The sequence below is a fragment of the Microvirga terricola genome (assembly GCF_011777495.1).
Classification (GTDB): Bacteria; Pseudomonadota; Alphaproteobacteria; order Rhizobiales; family Beijerinckiaceae; genus Microvirga; species Microvirga terricola.
This window is the reverse complement of record NZ_JAATJS010000005.1, coordinates 1-13253: the sequence shown is the minus strand read 5'-3', so window position 1 is coordinate 13253 and position 13253 is coordinate 1. Positions and strand designations below refer to the sequence as shown.

Below are 13253 nucleotides of genomic sequence, written 5' to 3'. Positions count from 1 at the left end.
CGGATGATGGATACCATGCCGCAACACCTTCCGACGCAAGCTTCCGCCGTGCGGGTGCGCCGCAGCCGCCAGGTTGCGGATCGCGCCCTGAAAGTCACCTGCATCCTTTTCACCGTGCTCGGCGTGATCGTGCTCGGCTGGATTCTTGTGATGTTGCTCATCGAAGGCACGCGCGGCCTTTCGCCGATCATCTTCACGCAGACCACCCCCGGCCCCGGCACGGAGGGCGGCGGTATCGCTAATGCGCTGGTCGGCAGCCTGATCCTGACGGTCCTCGGCATCGCCGTCGCCACGCCCATCGGTGTGCTTGCCGGCACCTATCTCGCTGAATACGGAAAAGGCTCCAAGCTTGCGAACGTCATCCGCTTCGTCAACGACGTCCTGCTTGCGGCGCCCAGCATTCTGATCGGCCTGTTTGTCTACACGCTCATGGTGCAGCCCATGGGCAGCTATTCCGGCTGGGCGGGCGGCGTCGCGCTGGCGATCATCGCGATCCCCGTCATCGTGCGCACCACCGAGGATATGTTGAGTCTCGTGCCCGGCTCGCTGCGCGAGGCGGGTGTTGCACTGGGTGCGCCGCTATCGACGGTGATCACCAGCATTACGTGGCGCGCTGCGCGCGCCGGCATGGTCACGGGCGTGCTGCTCGCCACCGCGCGCATCGCGGGCGAGACTGCGCCGCTGCTCTTCACCGCGCTCAACAATAATTTCTGGTTCAAGCCGAGCCTAATGGGCGGCGTCTCGAACCTGCCGGTCATGATCTATCAGTTCGCGCTGGCCCCGTATCAGAATTGGCGTGAACTCGCCTGGGCCGGCGCGCTGATCATCACCTTGTCGATCCTGGCGCTGTCGGTGGTGGCGCGCCTCATCTTGAAGAAGGATAAAGCCCGATGAGCCCGATCGCCGTCACAGCGAGCCAAGCTATCGGACATTCGGCTCCGGCGGATCTCGACGCGCCGGTGCGCATCGGGGTCAGGAATCTCAATTTCTACTATGGGGATTTCCGCGGTCTGAAGGATATCTCCCTCGACTTCTACGACCGGCAGGTGACGGCGCTGATCGGCCCGTCGGGCTGCGGAAAGTCGACGCTGCTGCGCACCTTCAACCGCATCTACAGCCTCTATCCGGAGCAGCGCGCGGAGGGAGAGATCCTTCTCGACGGGCAGAATGTTCTCGCGCCGAATGTCGACGTGAACGAGCTGCGCGCGCGCGTCGGCATGGTGTTCCAGAAGCCGACGCCGTTTCCGATGTCGATCTATGATAACGTTGCTTTTGGTATCCGACTTTATGAGAAGCTGCCGAAGAGCCAGCTCGATGACCGCGTGGAAGAGGCTTTGCACAAGGCGGCCCTGTGGGACGAGGTGAAGGACAAGCTGCGCCAGTCCGGCATGGGCCTGTCCGGCGGTCAGCAGCAGCGCCTGTGCATTGCGCGCACCATTGCGCAGCGCCCGGAAGTGATCCTTCTCGACGAGCCGACCTCAGCACTCGATCCCATCTCGACCGGCAAGATCGAAGAGCTGATCGAGCAGCTGCGCACCGAGTTCACCATCGTCATCGTGACGCACAACATGCAGCAGGCGGCGCGCATCTCGCAATTCACAGCCTTCATGTATCTCGGCGAGTTGGTCGAGTTCGGGCCGACCAACAAGATGTTCATGAACCCCAACAAGAAACAGACCCAAGATTACATCACGGGCCGCTTCGGTTGACCGAGGCGCTTTAAGGGAGATTTCCCATGGCGGAGCATATCGTCAGCTCCTACGACACCGATTTGCAGGATCTCCGGCGGCGGATTTCCGAGATGGGCGGCATCGCCGAAAAGATGCTCGTCGACTCCATCGCCGCGCTGGTCCGCCGCGACATGCCACTCGCGCAGGCCGTCATCGCCGCCGACACGCGCCTCGATGTGCTCCAGCGCGAGGTCGAGGAGAGCGCGATCCTCACCATCGCCCGCAGACAGCCGCTGGCCATCGACCTGCGCGAGACTATCGCCGCGATCCGCGTCTCCGGCGATGTCGAGCGCATCGGCGATCTGGCAAAAAACATCGCGAAGCGGGCGCTGGCCATTGGCGGGCAGTTCCAGCCCCAGAAGATCGTCGTCGGCGTGCAGCACATGAGCGATCTTGTGCTGGGACAGCTCAAGGACGTGCTGGATGCCTATGCGCAGAAGGATACGGCGAGGGCGCTCGACGTCTGGCAACGCGACAACGCCATCGACGCGCTTTACACCTCGCTCTTCCGCGAGCTTCTGACCTACATGATGGAAGATCCGCGCAACATCTCATTCTGCACGCATCTTCTGTTCTGCGCCAAGAACATCGAACGCATCGGCGACCACACCACGAATATCGCCGAAACCGTGCACTATCTCGTCACGGGCGAGACCCTGGCGATCGAGCGACCCAAGGGTGACCGTTCGATCGATGCGACGGTCGCTGGAGAGTGAGGATGGGACCCCGCGTTCTGATCGTCGAGGACGAAGAACCGCTGACATTGCTGCTGCGCTACAATCTCGAAGCCGAGGGCTACGAGGTTGACAGCGTGGCGCGTGGGGACGAGGCGGAGATCCGCCTGCGCGAGCAGGTGCCGGACATCGTGCTCCTTGACTGGATGCTCCCGGGCCTCTCCGGTATCGAATTGTGCCGGCGCATCCGCGTGCGCCCCGAGACCGAGCGCCTGCCGGTCATCATGCTGACCGCGCGCGGCGAAGAGGGCGACCGCATTCGCGGCCTTGCCACCGGTGCGGACGATTACATTGTCAAACCGTTCTCCGTGCCGGAGCTTCTGGCACGCGTGCGCGCGCTCCTGCGCCGCACGAAACCCGCGCACATCGCGACGCTGCTAGTCGCGGGCGACATGGAGCTGGATCGCGAGACCCATCGCGTTCGCCGCAATGGCAAGGAGCTGCATCTCGGGCCGACGGAATTCCGCCTGCTGGAATTCCTGATGCAGAGCCCCGGCCGCGTGTTCAGCCGCGAGCATCTGCTCAACGCTATCTGGGGACACGACGTCTATATCGACGAGCGCACGGTGGACGTGCATGTGGGCCGGTTGCGCAAGGCGATCAAGCTGTCGACTAGGCCTGACCCGATCCGGACAGTGCGCGGCGCGGGCTATTCCTTCGACGAGACTTTTGCGCGCGAAGACGCTGCCGTGAACTGAGGCTGCCTTTCAGGCGCACATACGAAAAGAGCGGACGCGATTAGCGCGGTCCGCTCTTATTCATTCAATGAGACCGTTGGTCAGCGCGCGGCCGGGGCCTTACGCGCGCGCCACCTTCCGTTCGCGTCTGCGGTCGGTGACCGGCTGGTAGGCGACGCGGGCGTGATGGGTGCAATACGGCAGGCCCGTGATGGAGCGCGCGCCGCAGAAGCGGAATTCCGGCTTCGTGGGGTCGCCCATGGGCCAGCGGCACATGGATTCACGTAAGTCCATGATGGTGACGCGTTCGGACATCGGGATCGCGAGATCCTCCTCCACCGCGACTTCCACCTCTTCCTCAACGACGGGCGCACGCGAAATCGGCGCGACCACCACGTTATTGCGGATGGCGGGAGCGATGGGAGCGGGAGCGCTCGGTGCGCGCGGAGCTTTGCGCGGACGTGCAGCGGCGGTCGTCTCGGGCTTGCTGTCCTTCGCGCGGCCGGAGAGGCCGAGGCGGTGAACCTTGCCGATGACGGCGTTGCGGGTCACGTTTCCGAGCTCGTTCGCGATCTGACTCGCGCTCAAGCCATCGGTCCAGAGCTTCTTCAAAAGCTCGACCCTCTCGTCCGTCCAGGTTACGCCCGCATCTACCATTTCGTTCTGCCTCCATCGGGGCTGCGTCATCTCAAGACCGAATCCACCATCTTCGCGGACAGAACATGACTGCCCGACCGCGTCGCGAGGGGGGCGCTCCTGAAGGTGATTGCCGCCGCACGAATGTCGTACTCGACGGCTCTGAAGTTACTAGATCGGTGGAGACGGGCGCAAGACTGCCCAGCCACCCCCTGTCGTTTTCCCCAGGGAAAGCACCTCACGGCAAAATTTCCTGTGATCTGTGAGATCATTTCTCTTGAATTGACAGGGTCTCCAGCCTCGCTAGAATCCCGGAGCTGCCGCCCCACTTGGGCGGCGCTTTCTTTTTTGGCCCGGGTGCGCTCGGGCATCCCAAGTCGGAGACGACCCCGTGACCTCGCCATTGCTGCCAACTTATGCGCGCGCCGACCTTTCTTTTGAAAAAGGAGAGGGTCCCTGGCTCTTCGGCCGAGATGGCGAGCGATATCTGGACTTTGGCGCGGGCGTTGCGGTCAATGCCCTCGGTCACGCCCATCCGCATCTCGTGAAGGCGCTGACCGACCAGGCGGCCAAGCTTTGGCACACTTCTAATCTTTATCGGATTCCGGAAGGCGAGCGGCTGGCACAGCGTCTGACGGAAAATACCTTCGCGGATGTGGTGTTCTTCACCAATTCCGGCGCCGAGGCGAACGAGGCGGCCATCAAGATGGCCCGCAAGTATCATTCGGCAAACGGCCATCCCGAGCGGTTCCGCATCATCACCTTTGAGGGTGCGTTCCATGGCCGCACGCTGGCGACCATCGCCGCCGGCGGACAGGCCAAGTATCTGGAAGGCTTCGGCCCGAAGGTCGAAGGCTTCGACCAGGTCCCCTTGGGTGATCTCGAGGCGCTGAAGGCTGCCATCGGCCCCGAAACCGCCGCCTTGATGATTGAGCCGATCCAGGGTGAGGGTGGTGTGCGCACCGTGCCGAACGTCTTCATCCGCGCCCTGCGCGACCTGTGCGACCAGCACGGGCTTCTCCTGATTTTCGACGAGATCCAGACCGGCATTGGCCGCACGGGCAAGCTTTTCGCCTATGAATGGACGGGCGTGACGCCCGACATCATGTCGGTCGCCAAGGGCATCGGCGGTGGTTTCCCGCTCGGCGCTTGCCTTGCGACGGCAGAGGCCGCCAAGGGCATGACGCTCGGCACCCACGGCTCCACCTTCGGCGGCAACCCGCTCGCCATGGCGGTGGGCAATGCGGTGCTGGATGTGATCTTGGCTCCCGGCTTCCTTGAGCATGTGGAGAAGGTGGGCCTTCTGCTGAAGCAGCGCATGGCCGAACTCATGGATCGTCACCCGGCCGTGATCGCCGAGGTGAGGGGGCTTGGCCTCATGATGGGCCTGCGCACCCATGTGCCGAATACCGAATTCATCGCCGCCGCGCGCAGCGAGAAGATCATCCTGATCGGAGCGGGGGAAAACGTCAGCCGTATCCTGCCGCCGCTGATCATCACCGATGCCGAAGTGGCGGAAGCCATGAACCGTTTGGACGCCGCCTGCGCGGCTATTGAAGCTGAGCTGAAGAAGGTCGCTCAGCGGGGAGCCGCCCAATGAAGACTCGTCATTTCCTCGATCTCTGCGATCTGTCCAGCGCGGAGATCCGCCACGTTCTGGATGCCGGCTCCGCCATCAAGGCCAAGCGCCGCCGGGGCGAGCGCGCAGCCGAGCGCCCGCTCGAGGGTAAGGTGCTGGCGATGGTGTTCGACAAACCTTCCACCCGTACGCGCGTCTCTTTCGACGTCGGCATGCGAGAGCTTGGCGGTGAGACGCTGATGCTCACGGGTAAGGAAATGCAGCTCGGCCGCGGTGAAACCATCGCCGATACCGCACGCGTTCTGTCGCGCTATGTCGACGCCATCATGATCCGCACGTTGGATCATGCCATGGTGACGGAGCTGGCGCAGTACGCGTCCATTCCGGTCATCAACGGCCTGACCAAGATGACTCATCCTTGCCAGATCATGGCGGATGTCATGACCTTCGAGGAGCATCGCGGCCCCATTCAGGGCCGGACGATTGCGTGGACGGGCGATTCCAACAACGTGCTGGCCTCCTGGGTTCACGCTGCCGCGCGGCTCGACTTCAAGATGAAGATCGCCTCGCCGCCGGAACTCGCTCCGCGCTCCGAGCTTTTGTCCTGGGCGAAGAAGGAGGGAGCGGACATCACCGTGACCACGGACGCGTTTGAAGCTGCCGAAGGCGCCGATGCCATCGTGACCGATTGTTGGGTTTCCATGGGCGACGAGGATGAATTCCGCCGCCAGAACCTACTGAAATCCTATCAGGTCAATGACAAGCTGATGAGCGTTGCCAACAAGGACGCTGTCTTCATGCATTGCCTGCCCGCTCATCGCGGCGAGGAAGTGACGGACGAGGTCATGGACGGCCCGCAATCGGTTGTCTTCGACGAGGCGGAGAACCGGCTTCACGCGCAGAAAGGCATTCTGGCCTGGTGCCTGGGAGCGACCGGCGCATGAGTTCGGCTCCGTTTGAAGGCCACGACGACGTCGTTCTACCCTTCGCGGTCGAGCCGCTCGATGTGCGTGGGCGCGTCGTGCGTCTCGGGCCCTCCATCGATACGATCCTGACGCGTCACGGTTATCCTGCTGCGGTGGCACGCGTCATTGGCGAGGCCGCGGCTCTGACCGTGATGCTTGGCTCGTCCCTGAAGTTTCAGGGACGCTTCCAGCTTCAGACCAAGACCGATGGCCCGATTGAAATGGTGGTCGTCGATTTCGATGCGCCGGATCGCCTGCGCGCGACCGCGCGTTTCGACAAGGACAAGCTCGACGCGTTGGGAACCGGCACGGCGAAGACCGGCGATCTTCTCGGCTCCGGCTACCTCGCCATGACCATCGACCAGGGCTCCGATACCAGCCGTTATCAGGGCGTTGTCGCGATGGAAGGGCAGGGCCTGGAGGAAGCGGCGGATCAATATTTCCGGCAGTCCGAGCAGATCCCGACGCGCGTGCGCCTCGCAGTGGCGGAGCAGTTCGAAAACGGACGCCACACCTACCGCGCCGGCGGCCTGATGCTGCAATTCCTGCCGACCTCGCCGGAGCGGATGCGCCAAGCGGATTTTTCACCGGGCGATATTCCGGAGGGCCATGCCTCGAACGATCTCGCTCCGCTGAGCGAGGACGATGCCTGGGTCGAGGCGAAGGCGTTGATTGAGACGGTGGAGGATCACGAACTCGTCGATCCCGCCGTGTCGAGCGAGCGTCTGCTCTATCGCCTCTTCCACGAACGCGGCGTGCGCGTGTTCGACGGTTTGCACGTGCATGAGGAATGCCGCTGCTCGGAAACGCGGGTCATGTCGATGATGCGTCGCTTCTCGCTGGACGATCGCCGCCACATGGTCGGCGACAACGGGCGCATCGGCATCACCTGCGAGTTCTGCTCGCGCTTCTACGATCTCGATCCTGCCGTCGTTGAGGCCGAGATCGCGAAGGCGGAATCCGAATCCGCTTAAAAGCCTTCACGCAAAACGCTTATGCCTCGGCGCAGATGGCGGCGAGGCGGCGCAGGAAAGCAGCGCCTGCCTCAAGCTGCTCCAGGCTGATATATTCGTCTGCCTGATGGGCCTGGTCGATGGAGCCGGGTCCGCACACGACGGTCGGAATCCCTGCAGCCTGATAATGCCCCGCCTCCGTGCCGAACGGCACGGTCTGCGTGTGATTCCGGCCTGCCAACCGCAGCGCCAGAGTTTCTGCAGCCGAACCAGGTTGCGGCGCGAGGCCGGGAACGGCGACTTCAAGATCGGTTTCGATGCGTCCGAAATCGCCGAAGCGGTTGAGGCGCTTGATGGCGACCTCGTTCGCGAAACGCTCGAGACGGTTCGGGATTTCCTGCGGATCGAGGCTGGGCAAGCCGCGAAATTCCCATTGGAACGTGCAGACCTTCGAGAAGATATTGCGCGCGGTACCACCTTCGATCACGCCCACATGAACCGTGGTGTAGGGCGGATCGAACCGGCCGCTCGTATCGCCGCGCTCGATCATTTCATCCGAAATGCAGTTGAGTTCGCCGATCAGTTCAGCGGCCGTCATCACGGCGCTCGCGCCGAGATAGGGTTTTGAGGAATGCGCCTCGTGCCCGTGCACCGTGGTCGTGAACGTTACGACGCTCTTATGCGCATCGACGACTTCCAAATTCGTCGGCTCCCCGACGAAAGCGGCTTTCGGTAAGGGCAGCTCGCGACCGAGCTTGCGGATGGTGTCGATCACGCCGAGGCAGGTGGTTTCCTCGTCATAGGACAACATGATGTGGATCGGCGTCTTGAGATTCGCCGCCAGAAACTCAGGCACGAGTGCCAGCGCCAGCGCATCGAACGCCTTCATGTCGACCGCGCCGCGCCCATAGGCGCGCCCATCTGCAACACGCAGCGTGAAGGGATCGGAGGTCCAGGCCTGGCCCACGACAGGCACCACATCGGTATGCCCCGACAGAACGATGCCCCCGCGATCCTGCGGCCCAATCGTTGCGTAAAGCGCCGCCTTGTCGCCTGCTGCATTCGGCACGCGGATATAAGGTACGCCCCAACTCTGCAGATAGCTTTCGACAAAGGCGATGAGCGCGAGATTGGACTTTGCGCTCTCCGTATCGAAGGCGACAAGCTTCGCCAGCATTTCAAGCGGCGTCAGCCGCTGGCCTTGAGGGGACATGGGATCCTCTGTCCGTCGACCCGATGAGAAAGTCGTGCTCCTGCGGTCGTAGTGCCGCGCCGCTCGACCGTCAAACGCGGATGTCCGTTCGATTGTGGAGGGGGGGCTGGTCGCAAACCAAGGATTGCAGGGCGCTGAAACTTATATATATAACAAAATAACATTCTTCGGGTGAATCATGACTATCGCACTCGACAGCACGCTCACGACCCTCGCTAACGGGTCTTACCTTTCCGTTTGGACATCGAGCTCTAATGCTGTCGCGGGCCAGATTGCCAGTGCCCGTACGACATCCAAGGGCGTTGCCTTTTCCATCGCGACCGACTCGGACGCGACCAGATCGCATCTTTCGGCAACGGAGTTGAGTGATGGCCGTTTCGTTGTCGTTTGGGAAGAGACGAGCGCGTCCGGCAAGCACACGATTCAGGCGCGGCTCTTCGGAGCGAATGGAACGCCTTCGTCCGACATCTTCGAGATTGGCGCGAGCGCTGCAAACCGAGCCTCCCCGAGCGTGATTGCTGATCATGCGGGCGGCTTTTCTGTCGTCGGGAATGACGGCACCAAGGTCACGAGGATCAACGTCGACGCCGCGGGCGAGCAGTCGGCCTCCAAGGTTCTGATGAACACGGGTTTCAACCCGTCCGTGGCAATCTTGAGCGATGGCAATGTCATCACGGTCGCCGCGACGCCGAGTCAGACGCCGCCGGGCTACGAAATTACTGGTGTCATCCAACAACCGGACGGCGAAGTATTGATGTCGGTCTTCATCTTCCGGAATGAGCCAGTTCCGGCGCATCCGAGTGTGAGTGCTCTTTCCGGCGGAAAGTTTCTCATATCCTGGGTCGGCGAGCAGGGTGGTAAAAATCTCGCCCTCCTGCAAGCCGTCAATTCAGACGGAACCAAGCTCGGAATGGCGTCCTATTTCGAGCCACCTGCGGGCCAGCAGTTTTCAACGCCGATCGTGCAAGGGCTGCCGGACGGAGGATATGTGTTTGCGATGGCCCTCGAGGGCGGCGGGCATAGCATTGTCTATGCGGGCTCCTCGAAAAGCCCGCTTCACGATCCCGCAGCCGACTTGGTCGATAAAGGGTCGACAGCCGATCAGCTCGATCCGTCCATCGCGATGCTCCGGGACGGACGCCATGTCGTGACCTGGCTCGAAGCGAGCGGTTCAAGCTACGTGGCGAAATCCAAGGTCTTCGATTCGCGCGAGGATGCTGTCAACGTCACCGGCACGCAAGGCAATGACGAGTATGTCGGCACGACCTATAATGACACACTCACCGGGGCAGGCGGTAACGACTATCTCGAGGGCAAGGGCGGAAATGACAAGATCGATGGCGGAGCCGGCGCTGATACCATGGTCGGCGGTCACGACTGGTGGTCGAGTAACAGCACGACTTACTACGTCGACAATGCTCTGGACAGATGCATCGAAACCTCCGACGGAGGCATCGACAAGGTCGTCACCTCAATCAATCACACCCTCGGAAGTTATCTCGAGAACCTGACTGCGACCGGGTCTGATGCTCTCGTTCTGACCGGCAACAGTTTGGCCAATACCATTGCCGGCAATTCCGGCAATAACCGCATCAATGGCGGCCTCGGAAAGGACACGCTGAAAGGCGGCGCCGGGAAGGATGTTTTCGCCTTCGATACAAAACTGGGAAAAACGAATATCGACACGATCGCCGATTTCTCTGTCCGAGACGATTCGATCTATCTGGACAACAAGTATATGCCGAAGCTCGGCAAGAGTGGCTCGCTGTCCAAGCCAGCGAAACTCAACGCGAAGATGTTCTGGACCGGAGCCGCAGCGCACGACGCGGATGACCGGATCATCTACAACAAGAAGACCGGCGCGTTGTTCTACGACGCGGATGGATCGGGTAAAGGAGCAGCGATTCAGATCGCAACCTTGAGCAAGGGTCTCAAGCTCAAGGCCGATGATTTCTTCGTGATTTGAGGTGCCTTAAGGCCCCGGGCGCAGTCGCGCGCGGGGCCACTGCGCGAGATGGTGAAGTGCCCCCTTAGTGCAACGTCTTGCGTGAATCCGGCTGGTCGAGGGAAAAGGCGGGGATCTCCGCGTCGAAGGTCTCGCCGTCGACCGCCTCCATCAGATAGTTTCCCTGCATGGTGCCGCTCGGCGTCGGCAGGGGGCAGCCGCTGGTGTAGCTGAAGCTCTCTCCGGGGCCGAGGATTGGCTGCTCGCCGACGACGCCCGCGCCGCGCACCTCCTGCACGTTCCCGCGCTCGTCGGTGATCCTCCAATAGCGCGCTTTGAGCTGGACCCGCTCGAGCCCCGTATTGATGATTTCCACCGTGTAAGCAAAGAAATAGCGCCCGTCCTCCGGCGAGGATTCCTCGGGCAGATAGCGCGGCGTGACCGTCACGCTGATGCCGCGGGTTACGGCTTTATACATTTTGCTTCCCCATGAAACCGCATTGAAATGCGGCAACAAGGCGGTGGTAAGGCCGCTGCCGGGGCGCGTCAATCAACGGGCTATCGCTCTCGACATGGTCAAGAAGTCCCGGTGGGTTGCGGGATGGAATCCATTGAGAAATCCGCTCCGGCCTTTTAAGCATATGGCCTCGGCTTAAGCGGGAGAGGGCGTCACGCCCGTCGGACAAGACATGGTTGCGTTGAAGGACGGGATTCAATCGGCAGACGCCATCATGCGTCTCACGCAAGCTGGCGTGATCGTGCCGGAGACGCCATTCGCTCCCGATCAGGTGCAGCCGGCGAGCCTTGATCTGCGCCTTGGAAAGCGGGCCTATCGGGTCCGCGCCAGCTTCCTCCCGGGTCGCAACCACACGGTTCGCGATCGCCTGGAGCAGCTGAGTTTCCACGAAATCGATCTTAGTGCGGGGGCCATTCTCGAAACCGGCTGCGTCTATATCGCCGAATTGCAGGAAAGCCTGGCTCTGCCGGACGATCTTTCGGCTGCTGCTAATCCCAAGAGTTCGACCGGCCGCATCGACGTTTTTACGCGCGTTATCACCGACCGCAGCCAGGCATTCGACACCATCGGCGCGGGCTATCGCGGCCCGCTCTTCGCAGAGATTTCGCCGCGTACCTTCCCGGTTCTGGTGCGGACGGGAACGCGCCTGTCACAGCTTCGCCTGCGCAAAGGCGAGGTGCGCCTGAGCGATTCCGAACTCCATGCCCTGCATCAGTGCGAGCGGATCGTGACCTCCGCCGAACCTTCGATTCAGGACGGCGTGGCTGTGAGCGTGGACCTATCTGGCTTCGGGCCGGATCATCTCATCGGCTACCGCGCCAAGCGGCATACGGGCTTGGTCGATGTCGACAAGCCCGGTTCGTGCCGCATCGCGGATTTCTGGGAGCCGCTCTACGCGGATGCGCGCCGCACGCTCATTCTCGATCCGGGACAGTTCTACATTCTGGCCTCGAAGGAAGCGGTGCACGTGCCGCCGGATTATGCGGCTGAAATGGTGCCGTTCGATCCGCTCGTTGGCGAGTTCCGCGTTCATTACGCCGGATTCTTCGATCCTGGCTTCGGCCACGCGGCTGCAGGAGGCGAGGGCGCGCGCGCCGTGCTCGAGGTGCGATCCCGCGACGTGCCTTTCATTCTCGAAGATGGCCAGATCGTCGGGCGTCTCGTTTATGAGCGCATGGCTGAGAGGCCGCAGGTTCTTTACGGCTCCGGCGCAGGCTCCAATTATCAGGCGCAGAGCCTGAAGCTTTCGAAGCATTTTCGTTAACCATCACGGGACTTTCCACCGATCCGGATAAGCGGATGGACAGAGGCGCGAGAGCCCTGTTAAGGTCACGACCTACCATCGACCGCATGTGATTGCGGTCGCCGAGCGGGTGTAGTTCAGAGGTAGAACGTCAGCTTCCCAAGCTGAATGTCGAGGGTTCGATTCCCTTCGCCCGCTCCAATTTCCCTCTCCCTTCCGAAACTAAAGCGCACGCGATTCCCGCGGCAGCGGAGCAGGGGTTTCCACAGCCCGCCATTGGCCTCGTCGAAATCCGTCATCGCGATGTTGACAAACGTGCCGCCAGCGAACATATCGGCAGCCCCGCCGGACATCAGTCCAGGCGAGCTTCAATCTCACAAGATGCCCAGGCTAAGGGCTCCTCGGAGCCCCCTCTGCCGTGCGGCGTCGGATTAGAGCCTTAAGTTCTAATCACCGGCACGAGCCGTAGTTGCCAGTAAAATGGCATGACTGCCCGGCTCCTCTGACGAAATGAGAATGTTATCGAGTAATATTCATTACTTGGTAAGATGTAACCGTAGAAGCAAATACGCTTTTGCGAATGCTGAAGTTTGCGTGGATTACTGGCGAGCTGGAAAAAAACGACGGATCGACGAAAAAATTTCAGATCCGGTGTTGACGTCCAGAAAAGGGTGCTGTAGATCAACATCCATCGACGGCGCGGCCAACACGGACGGCGCCGAGGACTTCGGGGCCTTAAGCGGCCCGACTGGAAAACGATCCGGTCGGGTGGTTTTGGTTCCTTCGAGATCCGAACGCATCATGAGATGCGCTGCTCTTTGACAAGTGAAGAAAGAAAGAGAAACGTGGACGGCGAGGTCCTTGCGGACTGCCTTCGGGCAGTTGATAAAGAGACTTCGACCAATCTACGTTTTGAGAGTTCACCATTCCGGCGGAAACGCTGGATATGAGTGGATCTCTGTCAATTTGCGTAGAGTGAAGTCGAGATCAAATTCTTTAACTTGAGAGTTTGATCCTGGCTCAGAACGAACGCTGGCGGCAGGCTTAACACATGCAAGTCG

Annotated in this window: 13 protein-coding genes, 1 tRNA gene and 1 rRNA gene; 11 read left to right on the top strand and 4 right to left on the bottom strand. The window is 61.4% G+C overall.

Annotated features, from left to right (window positions below; translation table 11 throughout):
* Positions 1-15: 15 nt before the first annotated feature.
* Genes pstA through phoB form a run of 4 tightly spaced genes read left to right on the top strand, consistent with a single transcriptional unit; the run spans position 16 to position 3162 of the window.
* On the top strand, positions 16-894 hold the full coding sequence (gene pstA / locus HB375_RS14740) for a phosphate ABC transporter permease PstA (protein ID WP_246728523.1): 879 nt from the start codon (positions 16-18) through the stop codon (positions 892-894).
* Positions 891-1709: a phosphate ABC transporter ATP-binding protein PstB gene (pstB, locus tag HB375_RS14735; protein WP_167673772.1), complete on the top strand. Its 819-nt coding sequence runs from the start codon at positions 891-893 to the stop codon at positions 1707-1709. The genes pstA and pstB overlap by 4 nt, the downstream gene beginning before the upstream one ends.
* 26 nt (positions 1710-1735) lie before the next feature.
* Entirely contained in the window at positions 1736-2446 is a 711-nt protein-coding gene (gene phoU, locus HB375_RS14730; RefSeq protein ID WP_167673771.1) for a phosphate signaling complex protein PhoU, read from the top strand.
* A 2-nt stretch (positions 2447-2448) separates the two neighbouring features.
* Positions 2449-3162 carry a phosphate regulon transcriptional regulator PhoB gene (gene phoB, locus HB375_RS14725; protein ID WP_167673770.1) on the top strand — a complete coding sequence of 238 codons (714 nt, stop codon included), beginning with the start codon at positions 2449-2451 and terminating at the stop codon, positions 3160-3162.
* Positions 3163-3261: 99 nt separating this feature from the next.
* Here the strand turns inward: phoB and HB375_RS14720 are convergent, their stop codons facing one another.
* Positions 3262-3798, bottom strand: coding sequence for a GcrA family cell cycle regulator (locus HB375_RS14720; protein WP_167673929.1), 537 nt, complete (start codon positions 3796-3798; stop codon positions 3262-3264).
* 370 nt (positions 3799-4168) lie between these two features.
* Here HB375_RS14720 and HB375_RS14715 point away from each other — a divergent pair, with 370 nt between their 5' ends.
* From HB375_RS14715 to HB375_RS14705, 3 genes are read left to right on the top strand one after another with little or no spacing between them, the layout of a single operon-like run.
* Complete coding sequence (locus tag HB375_RS14715) at positions 4169-5377, top strand: acetylornithine transaminase (protein WP_167673769.1); 1209 nt, start codon at positions 4169-4171, stop codon at positions 5375-5377.
* Complete coding sequence (gene argF, locus HB375_RS14710) at positions 5374-6300, top strand: ornithine carbamoyltransferase (RefSeq protein ID WP_167673768.1); 927 nt, start codon at positions 5374-5376, stop codon at positions 6298-6300. The genes HB375_RS14715 and argF overlap by 4 nt, the downstream gene beginning before the upstream one ends.
* The gene (locus HB375_RS14705) at positions 6297-7295 is read left to right on the top strand and encodes an Hsp33 family molecular chaperone (RefSeq protein ID WP_167673767.1); all 999 of its coding nucleotides are present in this window, start codon (positions 6297-6299) and stop codon (positions 7293-7295) included. The genes argF and HB375_RS14705 overlap by 4 nt, the downstream gene beginning before the upstream one ends.
* Before the next feature lie 19 nt (positions 7296-7314).
* Here the strand turns inward: HB375_RS14705 and argE are convergent, their stop codons facing one another.
* Positions 7315-8487 (bottom strand): acetylornithine deacetylase, encoded by a 1173-nt coding sequence (gene argE, locus HB375_RS14700; RefSeq protein WP_167673766.1) that lies wholly within the window; start codon positions 8485-8487, stop codon positions 7315-7317.
* A 178-nt stretch (positions 8488-8665) separates the two neighbouring features.
* Between argE and HB375_RS14695 the strand changes: the two genes are divergently transcribed.
* On the top strand, positions 8666-10453 hold the full coding sequence (locus HB375_RS14695; protein ID WP_167673765.1) for a calcium-binding protein: 1788 nt from the start codon (positions 8666-8668) through the stop codon (positions 10451-10453).
* A gap of 64 nt (positions 10454-10517) precedes the next feature.
* Here HB375_RS14695 and apaG read toward each other — a convergent pair whose 3' ends face one another.
* Complete coding sequence (apaG, locus tag HB375_RS14690; RefSeq protein WP_167673764.1) at positions 10518-10910, bottom strand: Co2+/Mg2+ efflux protein ApaG; 393 nt, start codon at positions 10908-10910, stop codon at positions 10518-10520.
* Between the two features lie 211 nt (positions 10911-11121).
* On the opposite strand from apaG, the gene HB375_RS14685 reads away from it, so the two are divergent.
* Both HB375_RS14685 and HB375_RS14680 read left to right on the top strand, forming a co-directional pair.
* Complete coding sequence (locus tag HB375_RS14685; protein WP_167673763.1) at positions 11122-12213, top strand: 2'-deoxycytidine 5'-triphosphate deaminase; 1092 nt, start codon at positions 11122-11124, stop codon at positions 12211-12213.
* A 105-nt stretch (positions 12214-12318) separates the two neighbouring features.
* A tRNA-Gly gene (locus HB375_RS14680) sits at positions 12319-12393 on the top strand.
* Positions 12394-12791: 398 nt separating this feature from the next.
* On the opposite strand, the gene HB375_RS14675 is transcribed toward HB375_RS14680, so the two are convergent.
* The gene (locus tag HB375_RS14675; RefSeq protein ID WP_167673762.1) at positions 12792-12995 is read right to left on the bottom strand and encodes a hypothetical protein; all 204 of its coding nucleotides are present in this window, start codon (positions 12993-12995) and stop codon (positions 12792-12794) included.
* A 194-nt stretch (positions 12996-13189) separates the two neighbouring features.
* Between HB375_RS14675 and HB375_RS14670 the strand changes: the two genes are divergently transcribed.
* Positions 13190-13253 (top strand): 16S ribosomal RNA (locus HB375_RS14670); the annotation flags it as partial.